At 72.9% G+C, this 24,987-nt stretch carries 20 protein-coding genes, 1 tRNA gene and 1 pseudogene; 12 read left to right on the top strand and 10 right to left on the bottom strand.

The genetic code is table 11. The features are described 5' to 3' along the window. A partial coding sequence (locus ACYVPE_RS33405) for an AfsR/SARP family transcriptional regulator (protein ID WP_461037544.1) occupies positions 1-3,110 on the bottom strand: 3,110 nt, incomplete at its 3' end. A 52-nt stretch (positions 3,111-3,162) separates the two neighbouring features. Continuing rightward, the gene (locus tag ACYVPE_RS33400) at positions 3,163-3,588 is read right to left on the bottom strand and encodes a PPOX class F420-dependent oxidoreductase (protein WP_461037543.1); all 426 of its coding nucleotides are present in this window, start codon (positions 3,586-3,588) and stop codon (positions 3,163-3,165) included. Positions 3,589-3,730: 142 nt separating this feature from the next. Between ACYVPE_RS33400 and ACYVPE_RS33395 the strand changes: the two genes are divergently transcribed. The 3 genes from ACYVPE_RS33395 to ACYVPE_RS33385 all read left to right on the top strand — a co-directional run bounded on the left by ACYVPE_RS33395 (position 3,731) and on the right by ACYVPE_RS33385 (position 7,159). Further along, positions 3,731-4,675 (top strand): NAD(P)-dependent oxidoreductase, encoded by a 945-nt coding sequence (locus ACYVPE_RS33395; RefSeq protein ID WP_461037542.1) that lies wholly within the window; start codon positions 3,731-3,733, stop codon positions 4,673-4,675. 10 nt (positions 4,676-4,685) lie between these two features. After that, entirely contained in the window at positions 4,686-5,642 is a 957-nt protein-coding gene (locus ACYVPE_RS33390; RefSeq protein ID WP_461037541.1) for an ArsA family ATPase, read from the top strand. 338 nt (positions 5,643-5,980) lie between these two features. Beyond that, complete coding sequence (locus ACYVPE_RS33385) at positions 5,981-7,159, top strand: ArsA family ATPase (RefSeq protein WP_461037540.1); 1,179 nt, start codon at positions 5,981-5,983, stop codon at positions 7,157-7,159. Positions 7,160-7,179: 20 nt separating this feature from the next. Here ACYVPE_RS33385 and ACYVPE_RS33380 read toward each other — a convergent pair whose 3' ends face one another. Further along, positions 7,180-7,518, bottom strand: coding sequence for a WhiB family transcriptional regulator (locus tag ACYVPE_RS33380; protein WP_461037539.1), 339 nt, complete (start codon positions 7,516-7,518; stop codon positions 7,180-7,182). 280 nt (positions 7,519-7,798) lie between these two features. On the opposite strand from ACYVPE_RS33380, the gene ACYVPE_RS33375 reads away from it, so the two are divergent. Further along, positions 7,799-10,093, top strand: a complete 2,295-nt coding sequence (locus ACYVPE_RS33375; RefSeq protein ID WP_461037538.1) for a transglycosylase domain-containing protein — start codon at positions 7,799-7,801, stop codon at positions 10,091-10,093. A gap of 75 nt (positions 10,094-10,168) precedes the next feature. Beyond that, positions 10,169-10,675, top strand: a complete 507-nt coding sequence (locus ACYVPE_RS33370) for a hypothetical protein (RefSeq protein WP_461037537.1) — start codon at positions 10,169-10,171, stop codon at positions 10,673-10,675. On the opposite strand, the gene ACYVPE_RS33365 is transcribed toward ACYVPE_RS33370, so the two are convergent. Further along, complete coding sequence (locus ACYVPE_RS33365) at positions 10,653-11,117, bottom strand: GatB/YqeY domain-containing protein (protein ID WP_461037536.1); 465 nt, start codon at positions 11,115-11,117, stop codon at positions 10,653-10,655. The genes ACYVPE_RS33370 and ACYVPE_RS33365 overlap by 23 nt on opposite strands. Positions 11,118-11,153: 36 nt before the next feature. Here ACYVPE_RS33365 and ACYVPE_RS33360 point away from each other — a divergent pair, with 36 nt between their 5' ends. Beyond that, positions 11,154-12,095, top strand: a complete 942-nt coding sequence (locus ACYVPE_RS33360) for a metallophosphoesterase (RefSeq protein ID WP_461037535.1) — start codon at positions 11,154-11,156, stop codon at positions 12,093-12,095. A gap of 44 nt (positions 12,096-12,139) precedes the next feature. Further along, positions 12,140-12,213: transfer RNA gene (locus ACYVPE_RS33355), tRNA-Pro, on the top strand. 390 nt (positions 12,214-12,603) lie between these two features. Here the strand turns inward: ACYVPE_RS33355 and ACYVPE_RS33350 are convergent. From ACYVPE_RS33350 to ACYVPE_RS33340, 3 genes are all read right to left on the bottom strand, one after another. After that, on the bottom strand, positions 12,604-13,581 hold the full coding sequence (locus ACYVPE_RS33350; RefSeq protein WP_461037534.1) for a hypothetical protein: 978 nt from the start codon (positions 13,579-13,581) through the stop codon (positions 12,604-12,606). 1,104 nt (positions 13,582-14,685) lie between these two features. Further along, positions 14,686-15,054, bottom strand: a complete 369-nt coding sequence (locus ACYVPE_RS33345) for a DUF5615 family PIN-like protein (protein ID WP_461037533.1) — start codon at positions 15,052-15,054, stop codon at positions 14,686-14,688. Continuing rightward, positions 15,051-15,695, bottom strand: a complete 645-nt coding sequence (locus ACYVPE_RS33340) for a DUF433 domain-containing protein (RefSeq protein ID WP_461037532.1) — start codon at positions 15,693-15,695, stop codon at positions 15,051-15,053. Before ACYVPE_RS33340 ends, ACYVPE_RS33345 begins: the two co-directional genes overlap by 4 nt. Positions 15,696-15,955: 260 nt before the next feature. On the opposite strand from ACYVPE_RS33340, the gene ACYVPE_RS33335 reads away from it, so the two are divergent. Both ACYVPE_RS33335 and ACYVPE_RS33330 read left to right on the top strand, forming a co-directional pair. Beyond that, positions 15,956-16,798, top strand: coding sequence for an AAC(3) family N-acetyltransferase (locus ACYVPE_RS33335; RefSeq protein ID WP_461037531.1), 843 nt, complete (start codon positions 15,956-15,958; stop codon positions 16,796-16,798). A gap of 109 nt (positions 16,799-16,907) precedes the next feature. Continuing rightward, a complete protein-coding gene (locus ACYVPE_RS33330; protein ID WP_461037530.1) occupies positions 16,908-18,866 on the top strand; it encodes an ABC transporter ATP-binding protein in 1,959 nt (652 codons plus the stop codon). A gap of 27 nt (positions 18,867-18,893) precedes the next feature. Here ACYVPE_RS33330 and ACYVPE_RS33325 read toward each other — a convergent pair whose 3' ends face one another. Next, the gene (locus tag ACYVPE_RS33325) at positions 18,894-19,319 is read right to left on the bottom strand and encodes a DoxX family protein (RefSeq protein ID WP_461037529.1); all 426 of its coding nucleotides are present in this window, start codon (positions 19,317-19,319) and stop codon (positions 18,894-18,896) included. Between the two features lie 70 nt (positions 19,320-19,389). On the opposite strand from ACYVPE_RS33325, the gene ACYVPE_RS33320 reads away from it, so the two are divergent. Further along, positions 19,390-20,037 (top strand): TetR/AcrR family transcriptional regulator, encoded by a 648-nt coding sequence (locus tag ACYVPE_RS33320; protein WP_461037528.1) that lies wholly within the window; start codon positions 19,390-19,392, stop codon positions 20,035-20,037. A gap of 259 nt (positions 20,038-20,296) precedes the next feature. Here ACYVPE_RS33320 and ACYVPE_RS33315 read toward each other — a convergent pair whose 3' ends face one another. Continuing rightward, on the bottom strand, positions 20,297-21,361 hold the full coding sequence (locus ACYVPE_RS33315; RefSeq protein ID WP_461037527.1) for an Lrp/AsnC family transcriptional regulator: 1,065 nt from the start codon (positions 21,359-21,361) through the stop codon (positions 20,297-20,299). A gap of 188 nt (positions 21,362-21,549) precedes the next feature. Between ACYVPE_RS33315 and ACYVPE_RS33310 the strand changes: the two genes are divergently transcribed. Next, complete coding sequence (locus ACYVPE_RS33310; RefSeq protein WP_461037526.1) at positions 21,550-23,127, top strand: AbgT family transporter; 1,578 nt, start codon at positions 21,550-21,552, stop codon at positions 23,125-23,127. Positions 23,128-23,185: 58 nt separating this feature from the next. Continuing rightward, the gene (locus tag ACYVPE_RS33305; protein WP_461037525.1) at positions 23,186-24,370 is read left to right on the top strand and encodes a M20 family metallopeptidase; all 1,185 of its coding nucleotides are present in this window, start codon (positions 23,186-23,188) and stop codon (positions 24,368-24,370) included. Positions 24,371-24,400: 30 nt separating this feature from the next. On the opposite strand, the pseudogene ACYVPE_RS33300 reads toward ACYVPE_RS33305, so the two are convergent. Further along, a pseudogene (locus ACYVPE_RS33300) lies at positions 24,401-24,987 on the bottom strand (hypothetical protein); the annotation flags it as partial.

Here is a 24,987-nt window from a genome sequence, read left to right as displayed (position 1 = left end):
GTGGCGGCCTGGCCCGGCTCGCCGGCCAGCGCCAGCGCGCCCGCCAGCCCCTCGAACGCCAGCGCCACGGCCCGCGGATCCCCGAGCCGCCGCGCCTCCACGAGGCCGGCCAGCTGGCGTTCGCGGGCGGTCGCCGGGTCGCCGCGCAGCTCGGCGACATAGCCGAGCTCGGCGAGCACCAGGGTGAGCGCCGGGCCGTAGTCGGCCGCCCTGAACCAGTCGAGCAGGCCGACGAGCCGCGCCTCGGCCGCCGCCAACGCGCCGGCCCGGCGGGCGCCGAGCGCCAGGCCCAGCTCGGCGCCCCACTGGCCCTGCCGGAAGCCGTGCGCGGTGGCGAGCGCCAGCGCCCGCAGGTGGTGTGCCTCGGCGCCCGCGAGGTCGCCGGTCAGCAGGGCGATCCGGCCGAGGCCGGTCAGCCGGTGCACGGCCGCCGTCCACCGGCCCAACTCCTCGGCCGCGCGCAGCCCCTCGGCGTGCAGCGCGGCCGCCCGCCGGTGGTCCCCGGCGATCTCGGCCAGCGCGGCGAGCGGGAAGACGGCGCCCGCCCGGCTCCAGTCGTCCCCGAGCTCCCGGAAGGCCAGGTCGGCCCACTCCGCGTGCAGCCCGGTCGCCGCCAGGTCGCCGCGGGCCAGCGCGTGCCTGGCCAGCACGGCGCGCGCCGCGGCCTCGCCCCACCGGTCGTCGAGCGCCGCGAAGTCGGCCGCCGCCAGGCCGGCGAGCCTCCCCCAGCTAACGCTGGGCGGGGCCCCCATCCCTTCGGCCACCGCGGCGGCGCCGAGCCCCGCGAAGGCCAGGAACCAGCGGGCCGTGGCGCGGGCCGGCGGGTCGCCGTCCAACGCCCGCAGCGCCGCGTCGACCTTGGTCGTCCCTCCCGCCTCGGCGTCGCCCTGGAGCAGCGCGATGCCGTGCCCCCAGACGGTCGCCAGGGCGGCCGGCGCCGCCTCCCGCTGGCCGGCGCCCGCGACGGCCCTGGCCAGCGCGCGGCGCGCCTCGCCGTAGCGGCCGCTCACCACCCAGTACCAGGCGAGCGCGTTCACCAGCCGCAGCGCCTCACCGGGCGGCGCGCCAGGCGCCGTCGCCAGGTCGACCGCCCGGCGCAGGTTGCCGGCCTCCGCGTCAAGACCGGCCAGCCACCGCCGTTGCCGCCGGCCGCGCAGCGCGGGCGCCGCGCGCTCGGCCAGCGCGCGGTGGTACCGCACGTACCCGCGGTGCGTGGCCGGCTCCTCGCCGGCCGCCCGCAGCCGCTCGGCGGCGTACTCCCGCACCGACTCGAGCAGCCGGTACCGCGGCCCCTCGGGACGGTCGTCGAGCACCACCAGGGACCGGTCGACCAGCCGGCCCAACAGATCGAGCACGGCGGCCGGTTCGACGCCGTTCCCGTCCCCCTCCCCCTCTCCGTCCCTGCCGCAGATCGCGGCGGCAGCCTCGGGACCGCAGCCGTCGACGGCGACCGACAGCCGGCGCAGCACCGCGCGTTCGGCTTCGCCCAGCGGCTCCCAGCTCCAGTCGAGCACGGCGCGCAGCGTGCGCTGCCTGGGCGGCGCGTCCCGGTAGCCGTTGGTCAGCACCGCGAACCGGTCGTCGAGGCGGGCGACCAAGCCGTGCAGGCCCAGCGTCCTGGCCCGCGAGGCGGCCAGTTCGAGGGCGAGCGGCAGGCCGTCGAGCCGCCGGCAGATCACCGCCACGGCCCGGGCGTCGTCCGGCCCGAGCGCACTCGGGGTGCCGGCCGCCCGCTCCAGGAACAGCCGGGCCGCGCTCGACGCCGCCACCGCGGCCGGCCAGTCCGCCGCCTCGGCCGGCGGCGGCGTCAACGGCTCGACGCGCCACAGCCGTTCGCCGCCGATGCCGAGCGGCTCGCGGCTGGTGGCCAGGATCCGCAGTCCTGGCACGGCGCGCAGCAGCGCCTCGGCGAGGGCGGCGGCCTCGGCCGTCAGGTGCTCGCAGTTGTCGAGCACCAGCAGCAGGCGGCGGTCGCGGAGCGCGGCCGCCAGCCGGTCCACACCAGCGCCGGCGCTGGTCGCGGCAGAACCCTCCGCGTCGCGGATGCCGAGCGCCACGAGCAGCGTGTCGGCCAACGCGCAGAGCGCCTCGTCGTCGCATCCTGCCGGCTCCGTGCCGGCCAGCTCGACCAGCCGGACGCCGTCGGGGAACGAGCCGGCGACGCCGCGCGCCACCTCGACCGCGAGCCGCGACTTGCCGACTCCGCCCGGACCGACGAGCGTGACCAGCCGCGCCCGCCCCGCGCCGGCCAACAGCGCACCGACGCCCGCCAGATCGTCGTCCCGGCCGATCAACCCGGCGACCGGCGCCGGCAGCCGCACCACCGGCCGGGCGCCGCCCGCGTCCGGGCCTGGCGCCGGTGCCGGCTCCGGCTCGGCGCGCAGGATCGCCTCGTGCAGCGCCGTCAGCTCGGGGCCCGGGTCGAGGCCGAGTTCGGTGGCCAGCGCCCGCCGCAACTCCCGGTAGCCGGCCAGCGCCTCGCCCTGCCGGCCGGCCCGGTGCAGCGCCCGCAACTGCAGGCCGCGCAGCCGCTCCCGCGTCGGATGCCGCGCCACCGATTCGGCCAACTCGGCGGCCAGCGCCAGGTGTTCGCCCAACTCCAGGCGCGCCTCTGCCAACTCCTCCCGGGCGGTGAGCCGTTCCTCGGCCAGCCGGTCGACGGCGGCGCGGGCGAACCCCGCGTCGGCGAACTCCGCGAACGCCTCGCCGCGCCACAACCGCAGTGCCTCGCCGAGCAGTTCGGCTCGCTCCCGGGGGCCGGCCGCCGCGCGGGCGGCCGCGGTGAGCTCGGCGAACCGGCCCGCGTCGGTCTCCCGCGGCGGGACGTCGAGCGCGTAGCCGGCGGGCCCGGACGTCAGCAGCCGGCGGCCGTTCGGCTCGGCCGCGTCGAGCGCCCGGCGCAGCCGCGAGATCTTGCCCTGTAGGGCGCCTCGGGGATGGTGCGGCGGCTCGGCGCCCCAGACGCACTCCACCAGCCGGTCCACGCCGACCGGCCGGCCGGGCAGGACCAGCAGCCGGGCCAGCACGGTGCGGGACTTCCGCTCCGGAATCCGCACCGGCGTGCCGTCCGGCGCCCAGAGCGCCAGCGGGCCGAGGACCCCGAATCGCATCCGGCCACGATAACCCGCGCCCGCGCCCGCGCCCGCGCCCCGGCACCCGGGCTCAGCGGGCCGTGGAGGCCCAGGGCCCGACGCCGCCGACCCGTTCGATCCGGTACCGCACGACGTAGCCGGGGCTCCTGGGCGCCGGGAACTCGGCGTCCGGTGCCATGTACACCTTGGCCAGCCGGTCGAGCAGGTCCCACGCCTCGTCGCTCGACTCGACGGTGGCGCTGGCCCGCAGCGTGGCGTACTCGTTGAGGAAGACGCCGGGCACCCGCGGCGCGTCGAAGGACAGCACCACCCGCGGGTCCCGCTCGATGTTGCGCAGCTTCGCGTACCAGGCCAGGTGCCCGCTGACGAGCTCGTCGCCGTCCAGGCCGATCCAGACCACCGACACCTGCGGGCTGCCGTCGGCGTTGATCGTGCTCAGGTGCGCCATGGGCCCCGACGCGATCAGGTCGCGGAGTTCGGGCCGTAGAACGCTCATCTCTCGATCCACTCCTTAGTTTGATAATCATCGTACTACTGGCGGGGTTCTGGCAGCGCCCCGGCAGCGTTCCGACAGGGGGCCGACAGCCCGCTCCCGCACGGTGGGCCGAGAACCCACCATCGCACCGAAGGAACGCGGCATGAACCACACGACGCCCGACCCCACCCCCACCCCCGTCACCGTCATCGGCCTCGGCAACCTCGGGTCGGCGCTCGCCGCGGCCCTGCTCGACCGCGGCCACCCCACCACGGTCTGGAACCGCACCGCCGCCCGCGCCGACGCCCTGGTGGCGCGGGGCGCCCGCCGCGCCACGACGGTCGCCGAGGCGGTGGCCGCCAGCCCGCTGGTCGTCGTCTGCGTCCTCGACTACGACGCGGCCGCCGCCACCCTCGCGCCGGCCGCCGACGCGCTCGCCGGCCGCACCCTGGTGAACATCACGTCCGGCACCCCTGAGCCCGTCCGGGAGTTGGCCGCCTGGGCCACCGGGCACGGCGCCCGCTACCTCGACGGCGCGGTCTACGCGGTGCCCCGGACGATCGGCACCCCCGAGGCGTTCGTCCTCTACAGCGGCTCTCAGGAGGCGTTCGACGCCGCCCGCGAGGCACTGGACCCGGCGCTCGGCGAAGGCGTCCACGTCGGCACGGACCCGACGCTCGCCTCCGTCCAGGACATGGCCGTGCTCAGCGCGATGTACGGCATGTTCGGCGGCTTCTTCCACGGCCTGGCCCTGGCCGGGACGGCCGGCATCACCGCCGCCGAGATCACCGTGCCCATGGTGCGCTGGCTCACCTCGGCGGTCGCCACGCTCCCGGAGTTCGCCCACGACATCGACTCCCGCGACTACACCACCGACACCTCGACCATCGACATCAACCGCTGGGGACTGGCCGCCATCCTCACCGCCGGCCGCGAACGCGGCCTCGACGACCGGCTGTTGGCGCCACTGCTCGACCTCTACGAGCGGCAGGCCGCCCAGGGGCACGGCGCCGCCAGCGTGGCCCGCGCGATCGAGTCCCTCGTCCCCCTCGACGCCGCCGGCTCCGTCGACTCCCTCGCCGGAGGGAGCGGTTCCGCCGTCGCTTAGGCTCGCTGGTGTGAGCTCAGTACGCAGACTGCACGTGGTCAGCGGCAAGGGCGGCACCGGCAAGACGACCGTCGCCGCCGCGCTCGCGCTCGCCCTGGCCGAGGAGGGGCGGCGGACGCTGCTGGTCGAGGTCGAGGGCCGACAGGGCATCGCCCAGGTCTTCGAGACCGAGGCGCTCCCCTACGAGGAGCGGCGGATCGCCATCGGCCCCGGCGGCGGCGAGGTGTTCGCCCTCGCCATCGACGCGGAGCGGGCGCTGCTCGACTACCTCCAGATGTTCTACAAGCTGGGCGGCGCGGGCCGGGCGCTCCGCCGGATCGGCGCGATCGACTTCGCGACGACCGTCGCGCCCGGGCTGCGCGACGTCCTGCTCACCGGCAAGGTCTGCGAGGCGGTGCGGCGCCGCGGCCCGGACGGCGGCTGGGCCTACGACGCCGTCGTCATGGACGCCCCGCCGACCGGCCGCGTCACCCGCTTCCTCGCCGTCAACGACGAGGTGGCGGGCCTGGCCAGGGTGGGGCCCATCCACCACCAGGCGCAGGCGGTCATGCGGGTGCTGAAGTCCGCCGAGACGGCGGTGCACCTGGTGACGCTGCTGGAGGAGATGCCGGTCCAGGAGACGGCCGACGGCGTGGCCGAACTCCGCGCCGCCGACCTCCCGGTGGGCGGCACGGTCGTCAACATGGTCCGCCCGGCCCTCGACTCGACCGACGTCACGTCGCACCCCACCCCGACCGACCTCGCCGCCGCCCTGACCAGGGCCGGCCTGCGGGACGCCGAGGCGCTGACCGCCCCCCTGCTCTCCCAGGGCCGGGAGCACGCCACCCGGCTCGCCCTCGAAGCCACCCAACGCGCCGAACTGGCCCGCCTCGACCTCCCCGTCCGCGAACTCCCCCTCCTCCCGGACGGCGTCGACCTCGCCGGCCTCTACCGCCTAGCCCGCCTCCTGCGCGCCCAGGACTGGTGACCATGCGATCCCCTCACCCACCCGCGCCGACCCCGCTGCCGCCGGCGATCCGTCCGCCCACGCCCGCGACGCAGGGCGGCCCCGCCGCGGAGGGCGGCGCCGAGGCGCCGGCGCCTGCGACGCCGAGCCGGCTGCCGTGTGCCGTGCCTTCGGCCGTGCCCGCAGCACACACAGCCGCGCCGTCGGGCCCGCGTCCCGCGACGCGCTTCGCCGGGCGGCCGTTGACGTCCGCCACGGCAGCTCCCGCGCCACGTCCGGCTGAGGCCGCCACGCCGGGCGCCGCACCGCCCGCCGCGCAGGCGAAGTCACCGGAGTCCACCTCCCCGGAACCGCTCGAGATGGACCCGCTGATCGACGACCCCGACACCAGGATCGTCGTCTGCTGCGGCTCCGGTGGGGTCGGCAAGACCACCACCGCCGCCGCGCTCGGGCTGCGCGCCGCCGAACGCGGCCGCCGCGTCGTCGTGCTGACCATCGACCCGGCCCGCCGCCTGGCGCAGTCCATGGGGCTGACCGAACTCGACAACGTGCCCCGCCCCGTCCCCGGGATCGACACCACGGCGGGCGGCGAACTCTCCGCCATGATGCTGGACATGAAGCGCACCTTCGACGAGATCGTCGAGGCGCACGCCGACCCCGCCCGCGCCCGGGCCATCCTGGACAACCCCTTCTACCAGTCGCTCTCCGCCGGCTTCGCCGGCACCCAGGAGTACATGGCGATGGAGAAGCTCGGCCAGCTCGCCGCCCGCGACGCCTGGGACCTGATCGTGGTCGACACCCCACCGAGCCGCTCGGCGCTCGACTTCCTCGACGCGCCGCAGCGCCTCGGCTCGTTCCTCGACGGCCGGTTCATCCGCCTCCTGATGGCGCCGGCCAAGGCCGGCGGCCGGGCCGGTCGGAAGGTGATGAGCCTCGGCATGGCCGGGCTTTCCCTCGTCACCGGCACCCTCGGCAAGGTGCTCGGCACCGCGCTGCTGCGCGACGTCCAGACCTTCGTCGCCGCCATGGACACCATGTTCGGCGGTTTCCGCACCCGCGCCGACGCCACCTACCGGCTGCTCCAGGCGCCGGGCACCGCCTTCCTCGTCGTGGCCGCCCCCGAGCGGGACGCGCTGCGCGAGGCCGCCTACTTCGTGGAGCGGCTGGCCGCCGAGCGGATGCCGCTGGCCGGCCTGGTGCTCAACCGCGTGCACACCTCGGACGGCGCCCACCTGAGCGCCGAACGCGCCCTCGCCGCCGCCGAGACGCTGGAGTCGGCCCCGGAGGCCGACTCAGCCACCTCGGCCGACCTGGCCTCCGAGGCCGACCGGGCCGCCGCCGGCCTGCTGCGCGTGCACGCCGAACGGATGCGCCAACTGACCCGCGAGGAACGGACCCGCGCCCGCTTCACCGCCGTCCACCCCAGGGTGCCGATCGTGGAGGTGCCTGCGCTCCCCGACGACGTGCACGACCTCGCCGGGCTGCGCGCCATCGGCGACCGGCTGAGCCAGGCCGACGGCGCCGAACCACTGCGCTGACGCCACTCGGCCGACGCCGCTCAGCTGACCCGCGCCAGCACGTCCCGCCCGACCCCGCCGACCCGGTCCCCGCGCTCGTACTCGCTCCGCGCCGTCTCGAGCAGCCGCCGCCAGGACGTCACCATGGGCCGCCGGCGCAGCAGCGCGCGCCGCTCCCGCTCGGTCATGCCGCCCCAGACGCCGAACTCCACGCGGTTGTCGAGCGCGTCCGCCAGGCACTCGGTACGGACCGGGCACCCCAGGCACACGGCCTTGGCGCGATTCTGCGCCGCGCCCTGGACGAACAGCTCGTCCGGATCCGCCCTGCGGCACGCCGCCCGCGCGCTCCAACCGCCGTCCCCATCACTCGTACCGCTCATGCCGGTGACGCCCTCCCTCACGACGCGACCACGGCGGCGAGCGACCCAGGGCCGGACCTCGGCCGGGCTCCCTCGCCTCGCCAGTGGAGGACGTTACGGAAGTCACGCCGCGGCCCAACACCCCCGACGAGCCCCATCTTCGATGGCCCGTTCGGACTACGCGACGTGCAGGTTCACCCGAAAGAGTGAAGCGGGCGGCGACCCCGCAGGGACGGCTTTCGGCCAGCCTAGAGGGAACGTCCGCTCCCTGTCCGGCGTTCGAGAACGTAGGCTGCCCCTCATGGGTAGTAAGCGACCGCGCGGCGGGCAGAACGCGGCGGAGCAGATCGCCAGATTCCTCGGGGTGAGCGTGTTGTCCGGGGCGGTGCTCGCGGGTCTCGCGCTCCCCGCGGTGGGCGCGCTCGGCCTCGCGGCGCGTGGCACCATGGAGGGTTTCGACGAGATCCCCGCCGAGATGGAGCGGCCCCCGCTCAGCCAGACGTCCACCATCCTGGACGCGGAGGGCAACACGATCGCCGAGGTCTCCTTCCGGAACCGCACGGTCGTCGAGCTCGACCGGATGGGCGCGGTCCCGCAGGCCGTCGTCGCCATCGAGGACGCCAGGTTCTACGAGCACGGCGCCATCGACATGCAGGGCATCATCCGCGCCATCAGCACCAACCTCGGCTCGGGCTCGGTCGAGCAGGGCGCCTCCACGCTCACCCAGCAGTACGTGAAGAACGTCTTCGTCGAGGCCGCGGGCGACGACCAGGAGCTGATCGCCGAGGCCACCCAGCAGTCGGGCGCCGCCGGCCTCGGCCGCAAGATCCGCGAGATGAAGTACGCGATCCAGCTCGAGCAGGAGCTCACCAAGGACGAGATCCTGGAGAACTACCTCAACATCACGTACTTCGGGCAGCAGGCGTACGGCGTCGAGGCCGCCGCGGAGCGCTACTTCTCCAAGCCGGCCGCCGAACTCGAACTCCACGAGGCCGCGCTGCTCGCCGGCCTGGTGCAGTCGCCGTCCACCTACGACCCGACGCTCAACCCGGAGACCGCCCTCAACCGGCGCAACACCGTCCTCCAGCGGATGGTCGACAACGACGAGATCACGCAGGAGGAGGCGGACGCGGCGGCCGAGCAGGAACTCGGCCTCGACATCAGCGAACCGCGCACCGGCTGCACCACCGCGGTCGACGACTCCGGCTTCTTCTGCGACTACGTCCGCCAGGAGATCCTGAGCAACCCGGCCTTCGGTGAGAGCGACGACGACCGCATGGCCCTCTGGCGGCTCGGCGGCCTCACCGTCCAGACCACCCTCGACCCGCAGGCCCAGGCCGCCGCCGCGCAGGCCGCGCGGGAGGGCGCCAACGAGACCGACCCGATCGCCGCCTCCGTCGTCCAGGTGCAGCCCGGCACGGGCCACATCCTCTCGATGGCGCAGAGCCGACCCTACGGCGTCGATGCCGAGCAGAACCAGACGGCGATCAACCTCAACGTGCCCGCCGCCATGGGCGGCCCGGCGAACGGCTTCCAGACCGGCTCCACCTTCAAGCCGTTCACGGCGGCCGCAGCGCTGGAGAACGGCATCTCGCCCGCCCAGACCTACGAGACCGACAACCAGGTCGTCCTCGACAAGTCGGATTTCCGGGACTGCGAGAACCGGCCCACCGGCAGTGACCAGTGGGAGGTGAACAACGAGCGCGAGGACGAGCAGGGCGAGTGGGACATGACGGCGGCCCTCGGCGAGTCGATCAACACGTACTTCGCCCTCCTCGAACAGCAGGCGGGCCTGTGCGACACCATCGGGATGGCCGGCAGCCTGGGCGTCACGCTCGGCAACGGTGAGCCGATTCCCGCCGACGCCGCCGCCACGCTCGGTGCCCACGAGACCTCACCGCTGATGATGGCCAACGCCTACGCGACGTTCGCCAACCGCGGCACCTACTGCACTCCGATCGCGATCACCGCGGTGACCAACGCGGACGGCGAGGAGATCGAGATCCCCGAGTCCGAGTGCTCCCCGGTGATGTCCGCGAGCACCGCCGACACCATCAACGAGATGCTGGGCGGCGTCCTGGAGGACGGCACCGGCGCGGCGGTCGGCCTGACCGACCGCGACAACGCCGGCAAGACCGGCACCACGGACGAGCGCAAGAACGTGTGGTTCGTCGGCTACACCCCGCAGATCGCCACTGCCGTCCGGGTCGGCGGCCTCAACGAACTGATCCCGATGGAGAACATCACCATCGGCGGCCAGTACTTCGAGCGCGCCAGCGGTGCCGGAGTGGCGGGCCCGATCTGGCGCCAGGCGATGATCGGCGCGCTGGAGGGCGTGACGTCCACCCAGTTCAACGAGATCGACGTCCCCCGCGCCGACGACGACCGTGACCGGGACCGCGACCGGGATCGTGACCGCGACGACGACCGCGACAACGACAACGGCGGCAACGGCAACGGCAACGGGAACAACGGCGGCGGTGGCGGCGACTCCGGCGGCGACGTCGGCATCCCGGACATCCCCGACTTCCCGGACATCGAATGGCCCGACACCTGGGGCAACGGCAACGGAGGCGGCCGCGGCAACCGCGACTGACCTGCCGACCAACGCCGAACGGGCGGCCCTTCGGGGCCGCCCGTTCCGTCGTTCTGAGAGGAAACGGAGGACTGGATGTCATCTCGCGAACTGACACGCCTCGCGCCCGCCCTGACCCTCTGTGGCCTCTGTGTCCTGGTGATGGCGCTCGCGCTGCTCCCCGGGGCCCCGCTGGCGCCACCGGGCACCGTGCCGGTCCTCGCGGTCCTGACCCTGCTGGCGTTCGGCGCCGCGACCCTCTCGTTCGCGAGGGCCGGCGGCCGCGACGAACGGATCACCGGCGCCCCGTGGGCGGTGCCCCGCCCCCTCGCCTGGGCCGCCGGCGGGCTGCTGCTCTGGAGCGTGCTCTGCGTGGCGGTGGGCCCGTTGCCCGTGCTCTACTCCATCCAGGAGGTCGGCGACGGCTACTCCTACGCCCCGTGGAACAGCGACGGAGCCCGCGTCGTCCTCACCGAGCCCGAGTACTGGGCGCAGCGGAAGGCGCAGACCCGGCTGGCCGCGGCCTTCGTGGCGCTCTTCGCCATGACCGCCGCGGCCATGGCCGCGGGCGTAGCCCGGGTCAGCTCGCCAGGGCGCTCTTGACCGCCGCCGCCACCCGGCCGCCCTCGGCCCGGCCGGCGACCTTCGGGTTCACGATCTTCATCACGGCACCCATCGCCCGCGGCCCCTCGGCACCGCCCGCCTTCGCCTCGGCCACCGCCTCCGCGACCAGCGCGGCCAGCTCGTCGTCGCTCAGCTGCTGCGGCAGGTACTCGGCCAGTACCTCGCCCTCGGCCCGCTCCCGCGCGGCCTGCTCGGGCCGCCCACCGCTCTCGAACGCCTCGGCCGCCTCGCGCCGCTTCTTCGCCTCCCGCGCCACGACCTTCCGCACCTCCTCGTCGGAGAGCTCGCGCGCCGTCTTGCCGGCCACCTCCTCATAGCCGATCGCCGACAGGGTCAACCGCAGCGTGGCCGAGCGCAGCTCGTCCCGCTCCTTGATCGCCGCTGTGAGGTCGTCTTGCAGTCGGGACTTGAAGGTGGTCATGCGAGCCATTGTGACAGCCGTGACACGATGGGCCCCATGCGTGCCCGATACCGCGTCCCCCTCCAAGCCGCGCTCGCGGTGACCGCGCTCTCCGCCGCCACGGTCGCCTACGCCGCCGGCTACGAGGCCCGATCCTTCCGCCTGCGCCGCGTCACCGTTCCCGTGCTGCGCCCGGGGATGCCCCCGCTGCGGTTACTGCAGGTCTCCGACATCCACATGGTGTCGGGACAGGACAAGAAGCGCCGCTGGCTCCAGTCGCTGGCCGGCCTGCGGCCCGACTTCGTGATCAACACCGGGGACAACCTCTCCGACCCCCAGGGCGTCCCCGAGGTCCTGGACGCGCTCGGCCCGCTGCTCGAGTTCCCCGGCGCCTACGTCTTCGGTTCCAACGACTACTACGCCCCGAAGCTGCGCAACCCGGCCCGCTACCTCGCCGAGCGCGCCACGGGCCGGCACGGCCTCAACGGCAACGCGCCCGCCCGCGACGTGCCGCGCAACCCCTGGTGGGAGCTCCGCGACGCGTTCGACGCCGCCGGCTGGGCCAACCTCACCAACGCCCGCGGCCGGATCAAGGCCGCCGGCGCCGAGATCGCCCTCACCGGCCTCGACGACCCCCACATCCGCCGCGACCGCTACGCGGAGGTCGCCGGCGGCCCGGACCGCGACGCCGACCTCGCCCTGGCCGTGGCGCACGCCCCCTACCTGCGCGTCCTCGACTCCTTCGCCGCGGACGGCTACCCCCTGATCCTCGCCGGCCACACCCACGGCGGCCAGCTCTGCGTCCCCTTCTACGGCGCCCTGGTCACCAACTGCGACCTGGACCCGGGCCGCGTCAAGGGCCTCTCCACCCACGAGACCCCGGGCCACACCGCCTACCTCCACGTCTCCGCCGGCTGCGGCACCAACCGCTACACCCCGGTCCGCTTCGCCTGCCCACCGGAGGCCACCCTCCTGACCTTGACCCCCCGCGAAACCTGATTTCCCGTACGACGAGCGGTCGGCTAGAGTAGTCCCCGTTGTACCGGGGTGTGGCGCAGCTTGGCAGCGCGCTTCGTTCGGGACGAAGAGGTCGTGGGTTCAAATCCCGCCACCCCGACGGTGAAACAACAGGTCAGGGGCCTGATCCGCACAGCGGGTCGGGCCCCTGACTTGTTCCCGGAGCGCTCTCGGGAGCCATCTGGGAGCCGACATTCAATCCGGCTACCCTGGGCTACCGCAGCCTCTGGTGCTTCGTCGATGCCCCATTGACTCAGAGCAGGTGTCGGCCGTGCGTCTCGCGGTGATCCTGGCCATGGACGTAGCGGCACTGGCTCGCTTGCGGCGGCAGCCCTCCAGTACGTGTACTAGTGATATGTCCCGAGTTTCGCGGAGTCAGCTCGCGTGGTTCTGGCCGGATCAGCTCGACTGAGGTCCGGCCGAAACCGTCGGTCGGTTGACAGATGTCGACCGCGGTGCTGTTGCGGGTGAGTTGCTGTCAGGTGTCGCGTCACTTGGTGGCGGTGAAGTCCGTTCCAGCGAGGTCCGCTCCGACGGGAGCGTGGGCCCAGGCGACGAGTAGCTTGGGCTCCTTCTCGACGCGGTGGAGCAGATCAGCGATTTCGGAGGCGGTGGGTGGCATCGAACGCGTGTATGTGACGAGGGTTTGGCCGGTGGCACTGCCGCATTCGGCGTCCTCGGGGTCGTCTGGTTCCCAGCGGCTGATGTCGATCTGCCAGACGCTGCCTCGGGTCTCGCGACTCGGTGTGTCGACGGTCATGAAGTACCCGTCCGAGTCAAACGGTTCGTGGAAGATCGCCAGGGATTCGGTCTCCAGCGTCGCTGACTCGCCGTGGTACTGCGCGTATGCGGTGATGAGGAGGCGCAAGTCGGCAACGGACGCCTCAAGTTGTCCGCGCGTGAGCTTCGTCTCAAGCCGGTCCAAGCCCTCGCGGGTCTCGTCGCCGAGGTCGTCTCGCCCCTCTTCGAAGGCAACGAACGGGGAGTCGAAGTCCCAGTGTCGCGGGCTGTCCGTGTCCGGGGGCTCGACGTCCTCCTGGTACTCGGCGAGTGCGGCACGCAGTTCCCTCTCCTCGGTCACCAGCTCCGCGTCGACAGCGATCCGGACCGGCGGGGGAGCCGCGGCCAGGGCGTTGTCCAGATCGGCCAGGGCTTGGTGAAGCCGCAGGACGGCAAGTTCGTACCAGAGGCTGTGCGCGCCGTTGAGCAGTTCGGCACGGGCACTTCGGTCGTTCAAAGCGGCCAGGTGTTTCTGGGGGTAGTGCTTGAAGTCGCGGCCGCGGCGGTCGTACACACTGACCGGCACTGTGGCGGCGGCGGAGACGCGGTTCAGCGCGTCGACGATCGTCGTGGCCAGGGCCGGATCGGCGAGGCTTGTGACGGTCGACGAAGTGATGCCCGTCGAGCTTCGGTAGGTCGCCAGGATCTGGGTCTTCCCCCGGCTCGGATGCTGGGAGTAGATGGTCATGGGAGCACCTTTCAGTCAGCAGCAACCGATGGTGGGCGTGCCGACGATGCAGATGGATGGTTGGGAGGTGGTGGCGAGGGCGCGTTCCGACGCTCCGTGCCTCGAAGAGTTCAGCGGTGGCCCAGGTCCGATCCCGAGCTCCTTGCCCGCGTCAAGAATAACCACACGACACCGACAGCTGCCAAGGAACTGTCAGATGCGTTGGAGCACCCGGCCGGGACACGGAGCGGGCGCGATCAACTGCAGGCAGCGGACCGCTACGGGGCACGTCAGCGCAGGTATCCGGTGGACCGACCCCGCACACGGACGCACCTGGGGACCTGCTGGCGCCGAGGGGGTCCGATTCGAAGGCGGAGCCGCCGTTCCGGAAGCCCGCCCTGCCGCTGGAGGCACTCCGGCTTCAGTTCGATGGACCGCGCTTCCTCGAACATGGCCCCGGAGGGCAGCCGCGGACCGACTGGCTGCCAGAGGCGGAGACTTCTGACTATGAGGGAGACATGAACTAGTTCGAACTGCGCCGCGTGGAGCAGCAACTCCGCGAAGCGCTGCAGGACACCGCCCTGAGCTGGGTTCTCGACGAAGTCGACGCGGCGATCGCCGGGGGAGTGCCTGAGGAGAAGATCCTCCGTCGCCGCCCACAGCGCCGCGGAGATGCCCCCCATGCCGCGAGCCCGGCCGCTGCAGCGGCTCGATACGAGGTCGTGGACCGCAGCGTGCTTAGCTTCGTCGAGTACGGGGCATCGCGCAAGCGAGGAACGCTGGTCATCGCCACGCGAGCCATGACAGATGAAGAGCGTCTCCAACACCAGGTCATCGAGCATCGTTCGTTACCTCGATGCTCGAAAGGGGGGCTTCGAGCCGGATGTGGTCCCCAACTCACCGCAGGCGGGCTATCTTCAGGCGGAGATCAGGAAGGCCTTCAAGAGCTACCTGAGTAAGCACGCACCCTCGACGGTGATCTGAGCCTGCTGGTTAAGTGTCGCAGCGCGAAGGCCCCCCATCTGACCAGAGTTCAGGACGCGGCCCCGCCTGGCCAGTGCTTCGGCGGTGCGGCGGCTGGGTCCGTTATCTGGAGACGTTTCTGTCGGGTCGGGTCGATCGACGTCAGGGAGATGAGCCGCTGGCCGTCGGCTGCTTCGAGGTCGGACAGCGCGTGGGAAGGGCCGCGCACACTGTGGCGATCGCCGTGCCGAGCCCCACGAGACCACCGTGCTTGTTGTTCTGCCGGTATTCGATGCGATGGAGCCCGGATGCCGCGATGGCCGCTACTTCGAGCGGGCGGCTGAGCTGCTTGGTGTCGTTGGTGATGACGACATGGAAACCCTCGGTCTCGGCCCGTGCGTAAAGCTCGATGTCCTTCGTGCCCGCCCAGCCCTTGAGCTCATGGACGTGGACCACCTCGTGCTTCGTCAGCAGGATCCGCACGATCTCGGCCATGGGACGGGGGACATTCTCGTCGAGCAGCAACTTCAAGCGACAACCTGCCGAGGCTCATTGCTGCCGTAGCTGTCGACGTAGTCGGTGAAGTCGGCCGCGTCGCGAGCGGCCTCGGCACTCACACCCGGGTAGAACTCGCTGATCTGCTCTGGTGGGATTCCGTCCCGCACCAGGGCCGCGACGTCCGAAGCCGGGATCCGGGTGCCCTGGATGACCGGCTCCCCGCCGCGCACCGACTCGTCGACGGCTACCTGCTCTCGCGGCGCCAGCAGGTCGGGGATCTTGCGGCCGTCCTGGTAGAAGGGCGCGAGGACATCCACCATCTGGTGGATGACTCCGTGACCGCCTTTGGTCAGGTCCACGGCGTGGTCGGGCGCTGCCAGGTAGATGGTGTCCGGGCCGGCGACGAGGACGTAGGAGGAAAGGTGTTCCCGCTCGCCGAGGTCTTCCCGGAGGGTGTTCAGTGCACGGCGGATCTTTTGCAGCGACGTCTCCTGTCGCAGCCGCACGCAGATGCGGAGCGCCACGACGTCCCGGAAGGAGTACAGGATGGGGCGCTCGCTGGAAATCTCGGGCACGAGGACCGCGCCTTTGGGGCCTGTGGCCCGACGCCAGTGAGAGAGCTGGCGCAGTGTGGCCCCGGAAAGAGCTGCGGCGAGTTTCGGTTCGTACGACACCGCGTGCCTCCTTCCACCCCCATCGGATACGCGCCTGACCGTACTCCATTCTCCCGGACATCGCCCGCGACAGAAGAGGAAGAGCCCATTCGGGCGATGCCCGGCGCCGCCTTGCTGGTCAGAGCACATGTGCAGGAGGCGGGGGATCGTCGACGTGGATCACCTCGTGTGATCGATGACGCCACGCGTCCGTTGCCCCGTGGGGGATCGGCCGCGAGGATGGCGGACGTCGGGATGCCGGGACGGCAAGGGGACCCACGGTGACGGTCAGCGTCAACGAGCTCGAGGCGGGTATCGACGCGTTGGGGATCGCGGGGAGGCCCGTGCTGGCGCACGTCTCGCTGCGGTCGTTCGGGGCGTCCGTCGCGTCGGGTGCCGACGGGCTGCTGGACGCGTTGCTGTCCCGTGGCTGCACCGTGCTCGTCCCGTCGTTCAGTGAGCCGCAGTTCCGGGTGGATCCGCCGGTCTCGGTGCGTCCGGCCAGGAACGGCGTGGAGTACGCGCGGCTGCCCTGGGCCGCCGAGCCCGCGTCGAGCGGTCCGCCCTACACGGTCGACTGCGGTCTCATCAACGCGAGCCTGGGCGCGCTGCCGGCCACCCTGATAGCGCGGGCGGGGGCCAGGCGTGGCCGGCATCCGCTCGACTCCTTCGCGGCGGTCGGGGCGTTGGCCGACGAGCTGGTCGCGACACAGAGCCCCACCGACGTCTACGCCCCGCTGCGGAAGCTGGTCGAGCACGACGGTGTCGTGCTGCTGGTGGGCGTCGGGCTCAACCGGATGACGCTGCTCCACCTGGCCGAGCACCGGGCGGGGCGGCGGCTCTTCGTCCGTTGGGCGCTCGGGGCGGACGGCCGGGTGATGACGGTGGAGGTCGGCTCCTGCTCGGAGGGGTTCCCCCAGTTCGAGCCACACCTGAAGGGGCTGGCCGGGACCACCACGGTCGGTGCCTCCGGGTGGGCCGCCTACCGGGCCGGGCCCGTGCTCGACGCCGCGGTGGCCGCCATCGAGAACGAGCCGTCCCTCACGCGGTGCGCCGACGTCGACTGCCTCGCCTGCCGGGACGCGATCGCCGGCGGGCCCGTCGGGCCGATCCCCCTGGGGTAGGACCAGGGGCCTGGCCGGATTTGTTCGGTTGGGCCGGATATTCGGGTGCGGCGGCGTCACGCGAGGTGATGGCATGGGCGCGTTGCGTTCGAGCAGAGGTGGTGGTCGGATGGTGCGTGCCTGGGGCGGGTTGCGGGGAGCCGGGGGCAAGGGGGAGCGGGAGGAGTTCGTCACCGAGTCGGAGTGGCTGCTGTTCGGTGGGCGGTTGCGGTACGACAAGGGGTGGTCGCGGCACGACAACGCCATGGTGGAGCTGACGTTGCGCCGCACGCTGGTGCGGCTGCCGCAGATGTTGGCGATGAGCGTGCGGTTGGCCTGGGCCGCCGATCCGTGGTCGACGCGGGCGGTGGCCGTGGCGGAGACGGTGCGGGGGATCGCCCAGGCGGTGATGCTGCTCAGCGTGCAGGCCGTGCTGGTGGCCTTGTTGGCGCCGGCCGACATCACCGAGGGGCTGCGGGACGCGATCCCCGCGATCGCGTTGATGACGGTGGTGGGGGCGGTCGGCGCGGTGGCGCGGGCGGTGTCGACGTACGCGGACGGCACGTTGCAGCCGAAGGTGGAGCGGCACGCCCAGGAGCGGTATCTGGAGCGGACGTTGCGGGTCGAGCTCGCGGCGATCGAGGACCACGCGTTCCACAAGCTGCTGGAGTCGGCGCAGTTCGGCGCCTCGTCGGCGCGGCGGATGATCGGGCACGGCACCCGGGTGATCGCGGCGCTGCTGTCGCTGGTGGCGGCGGCCGGGGTGTTGGCGGTGCTGCATCCGGCGTTGATGCCGATGCTGTTGCTGATGACGTTGCCGAGCGCCTGGTCCGCCCTGACGATCGCGCGGCGGCGGTACCAGTCGTACCAGGAGTGGGTGCAGCACTCGCGGGCCGCGCACACCGTGTCGCGGCTGATCATCGAGTCGGACGCGGCGGCCGAGGTGCGGGTGCACGGGGTGGGGCCCTTCCTGTTGCGGCACTTCAGGGCCATGTCGCAGGCGTACGAGGGCGAGCAGGCGCGGCTGGCCAGGGAGGCGGCCGCGACGAACCTGGGCGCTTCGGTGCTGACCGGGCTCACGGCGCTGGCCACCTATCTGGTGCTCGGCGGCCTGCTCTGGTCGGGCGGGATGGAGGTCGCCGCGGCGGGCGCGGCCGTGGTAGCGATCCGCACCGGCTCGGCGTCGCTGGACAACCTGGTCGCCCAGGTCAACTCCATGCACGAGGACAGCCTGTTCGTGACCGATCTGCATCAGATCGTGGAGAAGTCGGCCGGTCGTGAGATCCCCACCGGCGGCGCCCCGCTGCCCGAGCGACCGGAGAGCATCGAGGTGGAGGGCGTGACGTTCGCCTTCCCTGGAACGGAGGGCGCGCCCGCGCTCGACGACGTGTCGCTGTCCATCCCGACGGGGCGGGTGACGGCGCTGGTGGGGGAGAACGGCTCGGGCAAGTCCACGCTGATCAAGCTGCTCTGCGGTCTCTACCAGCCGCAGTCGGGCCGGATCAGGCTGGGCGGGCAGGACATCGCGGCGGCGGACCGGCAGCAGCTGTTCTCCCGGTTCGCGGTGGTCGGGCAGGACTTCTACCGGTGGCCGTTCACGGCGCGGGTCAACGTGGCGGTGGGGCGGGCGGAGGCGTCGATCACCGAGGAGCGGTTGGGGCGGGCGGCCGAGCAGGCCGGCGCCGGGGACGTCGTCGCGGGGCTCCCGCACGGCTGGGGGACGCTGCTGTCCCGGGTGTTCCAGCGCGGCCACCAGCTCTCCGGCGGCCAGTGGCAGAAGCTCGGCATCGCCCGCGCCGCCTACCGGGACGCGCCGATCCTCATCGTCGACGAGCCGACGGCGGCGCTGGACGCCCGGGCCGAGCAGGAGGTCTTCGCCCGGATCAGGGAGCTGGGCGACGCCGGCCGGACGGTGGTGCTGATCACGCACCGGATGGCCTCGGTGCGGGACGCCGATCTGGTGCACGTGTTGCACCAGGGGCGGTTGGTGGAGTCCGGCAGCCCGGAGGAACTGCTGCGGCGCGGCGGCCGGTACGCGGAGATGTACGGCATCCAGGCCGCGCAGTTCGCCAGGACGGAGACCGTCTGACGGCGCGGAGCGTCTCGCGGAGCGCGCTCAGAGCGCGGCGGCGACGGCGGCGCCGACGAAGACGGTGTGGAGGACGATCCGGGTCGGGAGCGGGGTGACCGGGAGGCCGCGGCGCGCCGCCGAGACGTTCGCGGGCAACATGGCGAGCATCAGCAGCGCCAGGGCGACGGCGGCGGCCGAGGCGACCGCCGGGACCAGGAGGCCGGCGGCGCCGATGAGCTCCAGGACGCCGGTCACCGTGACCAGCAGTTCGGCGCGGGGCAGGCGCGGCGGGACCATCGCGACCAGCTCGCCGCGCTTGGGCGGCACGAAGTGGGCCAGGCCCGTGACCAGGAACATCAGCGCGAGCCCGCCGCGCACCGCTGGCTGCCAGGCGTCGAGCGCGTCGACACCGACGAGGCCGAGGAGCCTGAGCACGGCGGTCCCGCCGAGCAGGAAGAGGAACGGCGCCATCCGACTGCCCTCATCTTTCCATTGGTAAGATCTGGTGGGTCGAGCGTGACCCACCCGGGCGAACTTGTCAATGGAAAGATTCCAAGAGCTGAGGGAGGTGGGGCGGATCCGTCAGGGGAGCTACCACCACGGCAACCTGCGCCGCGCCGTCATGGACGCGGCGCTGGAGGCGATCGACGAGTCGGGGCCCACCGGCTGGAGCCTGCGCGCGCTGGCCAGGCGGGCCGGCGTCTCGCACACCGCGCCGGTGCACCACTTCGGCGACAAGACGGGGCTGCTGACCGCCGTGGCCGCCGAGGGCTACCGGCTGTTCGCGGACGAACTGGAGGCGGAGGTGGAGGCGGCGGACGGCGAGTTCCGGGAGGTCGGGGTCGCCTATGTGCGGTTCGCCGTGCGGCATCGCGCGCACTTCACGGTGATGTTCAGGACCGAGCTCTACCGGGGCGACGACCCGGCGCTGGTGGCCGCGCGCGACCGCGCCGGAGCCGTGCTCGCCGCCGGCGCGCGGAGCCTGTCGTCCCACCTTCCCGGCGCGGAGGACCGGGCGCTCACGCTGGCGGCCTGGTCGGCCGCCCACGGCTTCGCCAGCCTCTGGCTGGACGGGGCGCTGGCCGAGTCGCGGGATCCGGACCAGGACGCGGAGGCCGTCGCCCGGCGGGTGTTCCGGGTGGTCTTCGGCGGAGAAGGCCAGGGCGGCGGCGGAGCGGGCGGCGTTTGACGCCCGGTATGTGGTGGATTAGCCTAGAAAGTGCCTGTGGGGCGAGCGAGGGAGTTCGAACCGGAGAGACTCGAGCAGGATGAGGATCGAAGGAACGGACTGAGAGGCCGAAGGTCGAGAACGAGGGCTGGAGGCGACCTCCACAACCTGAACCGGGTAATGCCGGCGCAGGGAGCCCACCTCGCAGGCCCAGGTCGTGGCCCGGTGGCGGTGAAAGCCGCCACCGGGCCATTTTTCATGCCGCTTTCGTGCGGGGGCGTCAGCCGCGGCGCAGGAAGCCGTCGAGGCGCGGACCGAGCCGCACGCCGTCCCGCTCGGTCCAGTGGCGGCGCAGCACCCGCACCCCGACGCACGTGTCGACCTCGGTGATGCCGGGCGAGGCGCCGAGGTCGTTGGTGATGAAGTGCGCCAGGTCCTCCTCGTCCCGGTAGACCCCGTAGTGGATCATCGACGAGGAGCCGGCCACCATCGAGACGTAGCGGGCCGACGGATGGCCGCCCAGGGTGTCGAGCAGCCCAGGGATGGCCTGCGGCAGCACCGTCAGCGACATCAGGGCGTTCAGCGGGTAGCCGAGCAGCGTCGGCTCGATCTCCACCCGGGGCCAGAGCGCGCCGCACTCCAGCAGGTGCTGGGAGGTGCGGTAGGCAGTCGAGCGGCTGACGCCGAGCTCGCGCGCGATGTCGGCCGCCGAGATCCGGCCGTTGGCCGCCATCAGTTCGAGCGCGCTGCGCTCCAGTTCGGACAGCTGCTCGGGCGAGGTGAGCCGCTCCCCGGTGACCCGCACCGCGTGCTCGCCGAGCCGCGCCGCCTGCTCGGCGCCGAGCCGGTGCAGCCGCCAGCTCTGGCCCATGGTGTGGGCGCGGAGCACCAGTTGGGACTCGGTCGAGACGATGCCAGGGATGCCGGGCAGCCGGTTGGTGAGCAGGTCGAAGATGTCGGTGCCGAGCAGCGGGTAGACCGTGCAGTAGATGTCCGCCTTGCCCGTGGTCAACAACAGCGTCTGCACCTCGGCCAGTTCGAGGATGTGGCGCGCCACCTCGGCCGACCGTCCCGGCACGCAGTTGATCCACACCTGGCGCGGGTTCTCCGTGGTGATCAACGGCCAGTCGAGGCGGCCGACGACGCGGAGCAGCCGCTCCGTGCGCAGCCGGCCGAGGCGGCGCGCGATGGTGCTCGGCGAGCTGTCCAGCACCTCGGCGAGGGCGTTGACCGGGGTGCGGGGCGCGATCTGGAGCGCGGCGACCAGATCGAGGTCGACGTCATCGAGCAACCGCTCCTCCGGGCGCTTCGATGACCGCCGGGTGGTGACGGTGGCCGTTGGCATGCCGCCGATCCTAGTCGGCGGCGGCCTTCACCCGGCCATCGTCCGGAAGTTACACGGAAGAAACAGCCGCGCGATGCGTATCCATTGACACATTCAACCGCGATGGCTTCTTATGTTGGCGCAATACACCACGCAGGCCGTGCGTCATGCGGAAAAGTGGTTGAACAACGGACGAGAGAGGGACCGAGGTGGACACCAGGACTGCGGTCGACCGTCCCACGGGCTCGGTGGCGATCACCCTGCGCGTGCTCGGCGTCATCGAGCGGGCGGGCAACCGACTGCCCCATCCCTTCTGGCTCTTCGTGATACTCAGCGGCTTCCTGCTCGTGCTGAGCTGGGCGCTCAACGCCGCCGGCGTCTCCGCCGAGTCGCCCACGGACGGCGCGACCGTCGCCGTCCGGAGCCTGGTCTCGGACGAGGGCGTCACGACGATGCTCGACGGCCTGATCGAGAACTACGCGGCCTTCCCGCCGCTCGGCGTCGTCCTCGTCGTGATGCTCGGCGTCTCCGTCGCCGACAAGGCCGGGCTGCTCACCGCCATGCTGCGCGCCGCGCTCGCCAGGGTGCCGGTCCGGGCCGTCACGTTCATGATCGCCTTCACCGGCATGATCGCCCACGTCGCCTCCGACGCGGCGTTCGTCGTCATGATCCCGCTGGGCGCCATCGCCTACCGCTCCATCGGCCGCAGCCCGGTGCTCGGCGCGGTGGTCGCCTTCGTCTCGGTCTCCGGCGGGCACGCGGCGAGCCCGCTCGTCACCCCGTCCGACGCCACCCTGGCCGCCCTCACCACGGCCGCGGCCGGCACCATCGACCCCGACTACGCCGTCACCCCGGTCGCCAACTACTTCTTCTCGCTCGCCTCGTCCGTGATCCTGGCGCTGGTCGTCACGCTGGTAGCCGAGACACTGCTCAGCCGCCGGGTCGCGCAGATGGCGGCCGACGACGAGGCGGCCGACGACGAGCCGGAGGGCCACGACGGCGGCGAGGACGAGCTGCCCGACCTCTCGCTCAGCGCCGACGAGCGCCGCGGCCTGCGCGGCGCCGGCTACACGGCGCTCGCGCTCGTCGTCGCCATCGCGGCCGCCGCGCTGCCGGCCGGCTCCCCGCTGCGCGGCGAGCACGGCGCCGTCATCGACTCGCCGCTGGTGCACAACGTCGCCGTCTTCCTCTCCCTCCTCTTCCTCGCCACCGGCGTCGCCTACGGGCGGGCGGTCGGCGCGGTCCGCGAACCCAAGGACGTCCCGGACCTGATGGCGCAGGGGCTGCGCGAACTGGCCCCGATCCTGGTGCTGTTCTTCGCGATCTCGCAGTTCCTCGCCTACTTCAAGTGGACCGGCATCGGCGAGGTGATGGCCATCAGCGGCGCCCGGCTGCTGGACTCCTCGGGCGTCCCGCTCACCCTGATCTTCGTCGGCGTGATCCTCGTCGTCAGCGTCATGAACCTGGTGCTGACCAGCGGTTCCGCCATGTGGGCGCTGATCGGGCCGGTGTTCGTGCCGATGCTGATGCTGCTCGACGTCGCGCCCGAGACCACCTGGGCGCTGTTCCGGATCGCCGACTCCTGCACCAACGCCATCACGCCGATGAGCCCGTACTTCGTCCTCTGCCTCGGCTTCGTCCGGCGCTACCGACCGCGGGCCGGGATCGGCACGTTGATGTCGCTGACGCTGCCGGTGTCCCTCTCGATGCTGGCGGTCTGGACGGTGCTCTTCCTCGGCTGGTACGCGCTCGGCATCCCGTTCGGGCCCGGCGCGCCGACCCCCTGACCCCTTGCCGCTCCACGAGACACCCGCACGTCACGAACCACCGGAGAAACGAACCACCATGCCAGCACCCGCCGCTGACCCCGCCCTCTCCCGTATCGCCGACTGGTGCCGCGACCCGCGGCGGCTCGACGACCACCTCGCCGACCTGCGGCGGCTCGTCGAGGCCGAGTCGCCGAGCGAGGACAAGGCCCTCCTCGACGCCGCCGCCGACCTGCTGACCGAACTGCTCCACGACCGCCTCGGCCGCCCCGACCACCTGGTCAGGCACCGGGAGCCGGAGCTCGGCGACGTGCTCGAGGTCGAGTACGCGGGCGATCCGGGCGCCGGGGTCGTCACCGTCGTCGGGCACTACGACACGGTGTGGCCGGCCGGCACGGCCGCCGGCTGGCCGTTCACCGTCGTCGACGGGCGGGCCTCGGGGCCCGGCGTGTTCGACATGAAGGCCGGCCTGGCGCAGGGGATCTGGGCGCTGCGGGCGCTGCGCGAGCTCGAACTGCCGAGGCCCACCGTCCGGTTCGTCTTCAACGGCGACGAGGAGACCGGCAGCGTGGTGTCCAGGCCGCGCGTCGAGCGGGCGACGGACGAGGCCCTGGCCACGTTGGTCCTCGAACCGGGCGGCGAGTGGGGCGTCAAGGCCGGGCGCAAGGGCGTCGGCATCTTCGCCCTCACGACGACGGGCGTCGAGGCGCACGCCGGCCTCGACCCGACCAAGGGCGCGAGCGCGGTCCACGGCATGGCGGACGTCGTCCAGCGGCTGGTGGCGGCCGCCGACCCGGAGCGCGGGACGACGGTCAACGTCGGCCAGATCAGCGGCGGCACGGCGCGCAACGTGATCGCGGGCGAGGCGAGCTGCCTGGTGGACGTCCGGGTGGACAGCGAGGAGGAGAGCGCGCGGATCGACGACGTGCTGGCGGCGCTCGCGGCGCCCGACCCGCGGATCACGCTCACCGTCGACGGCGGCTGGAACCGTCCGGTGATGCGCCCGGGTCCCGCCGGCCGCCGGTTGTTCGCAGTGGCCGACGAGGTCGCGACCGCCATCCGCGGGCCGCTGGCCGAACTGTTCGTCGGCGGCGGCAGCGACGCCAACTTCGTGGCGGCGCTCGGCCGTCCGGTGCTGTGCGGGATGGGCGCGACGGGCGACGGCGCCCACGCCAGGCACGAGTACGTGCGGGTCTCCGACATCCCCGACCGCACGGCCCTGACGGCGGGCACGATGCTCCGGCTCGCCGGTGGTGACGCCTGACCGTGCCGCCGCCGGCTCGGACGGCGCCGGTCAGGGGCCGGTGAGGAGGCTGGCGGAGGCGAAGGGGGCGTCGTCCGCGTCGCGGGCGGTGATCCGGACCGACCACGCGGCCTCGAGATCGGTCGCGTCGAGGACGTACACGCCCCAGCCGGGATCGCCCGGCAGAGTGAGCACCGTGGCGTCGTACTCCCGGTCGCCCATCGTGACGACCACACGGTCGGGCGGGGCGGCGGACCGCCAGAAGCCGTGGTAGAGATCCCGCCCGTTCACGGTCCAGTGCGCGGCCGAGAGCGTCAGCCGGGAGGTCCCCGGCTCGTATCCGTCGTCCCTCGTCGTCCCCGGCGACCCGGGAACGAAGCTGGAGACCGTGAGCCGGTAGTTCTCGTCGGGCGACAGCGAGATCGACACCTGGTCGGCCACCTCCACCTGCTCGCCGGGCCCCACCACCCGGAGCCCGTCAGGCAGGACCTCCGTGGGGGAAGGCGCCGGCGCGACCGGTGGTGGCGGATCCGGGGGCGTCGTGCCGTCGGGGGCCACGACCAGCGCGGCCGCCAGGCAGGCGCCGACCGTGGCCAGGCTCGCCGCGCCGGCCGCGACCCGGCGCCGCAGCCGGGCCG

The sequence above is a fragment of the Streptomyces mayteni genome (assembly GCF_054783955.1).
The sequence above is the reverse complement of the archived record's forward strand: the minus strand, read 5'-3'. Positions and strand labels throughout refer to the sequence as shown.

Excerpts from the sequence above, each read along its gene's own strand:
- ACYVPE_RS33400 (WP_461037543.1), bottom strand. The coding sequence starts at position 3,588 with ATGAGCGTTCTACGGCCCGAACTCCGCGACCTGATCGCGTCGGGGCCC.
- ACYVPE_RS33320 (WP_461037528.1), top strand. The coding sequence starts at position 19,390 with ATGGAAAGATTCCAAGAGCTGAGGGAGGTGGGGCGGATCCGTCAGGGG.
- ACYVPE_RS33395 (WP_461037542.1), top strand. The coding sequence starts at position 3,731 with ATGAACCACACGACGCCCGACCCCACCCCCACCCCCGTCACCGTCATC.
- ACYVPE_RS33370 (WP_461037537.1), top strand. The coding sequence starts at position 10,169 with ATGTCATCTCGCGAACTGACACGCCTCGCGCCCGCCCTGACCCTCTGT.
- ACYVPE_RS33325 (WP_461037529.1), bottom strand. The coding sequence starts at position 19,319 with ATGGCGCCGTTCCTCTTCCTGCTCGGCGGGACCGCCGTGCTCAGGCTC.
- ACYVPE_RS33350 (WP_461037534.1), bottom strand. The coding sequence starts at position 13,581 with ATGACCATCTACTCCCAGCATCCGAGCCGGGGGAAGACCCAGATCCTG.
- ACYVPE_RS33315 (WP_461037527.1), bottom strand. The coding sequence starts at position 21,361 with ATGCCAACGGCCACCGTCACCACCCGGCGGTCATCGAAGCGCCCGGAG.
- ACYVPE_RS33360 (WP_461037535.1), top strand. The coding sequence starts at position 11,154 with ATGCGTGCCCGATACCGCGTCCCCCTCCAAGCCGCGCTCGCGGTGACC.
- ACYVPE_RS33305 (WP_461037525.1), top strand. The coding sequence starts at position 23,186 with ATGCCAGCACCCGCCGCTGACCCCGCCCTCTCCCGTATCGCCGACTGG.
- ACYVPE_RS33385 (WP_461037540.1), top strand. The coding sequence starts at position 5,981 with ATGGACCCGCTGATCGACGACCCCGACACCAGGATCGTCGTCTGCTGC.
- ACYVPE_RS33380 (WP_461037539.1), bottom strand. The coding sequence starts at position 7,518 with ATGAGCGGTACGAGTGATGGGGACGGCGGTTGGAGCGCGCGGGCGGCG.
- ACYVPE_RS33375 (WP_461037538.1), top strand. The coding sequence starts at position 7,799 with ATGGGTAGTAAGCGACCGCGCGGCGGGCAGAACGCGGCGGAGCAGATC.
- ACYVPE_RS33365 (WP_461037536.1), bottom strand. The coding sequence starts at position 11,117 with ATGACCACCTTCAAGTCCCGACTGCAAGACGACCTCACAGCGGCGATC.
- ACYVPE_RS33330 (WP_461037530.1), top strand. The coding sequence starts at position 16,908 with ATGGTGCGTGCCTGGGGCGGGTTGCGGGGAGCCGGGGGCAAGGGGGAG.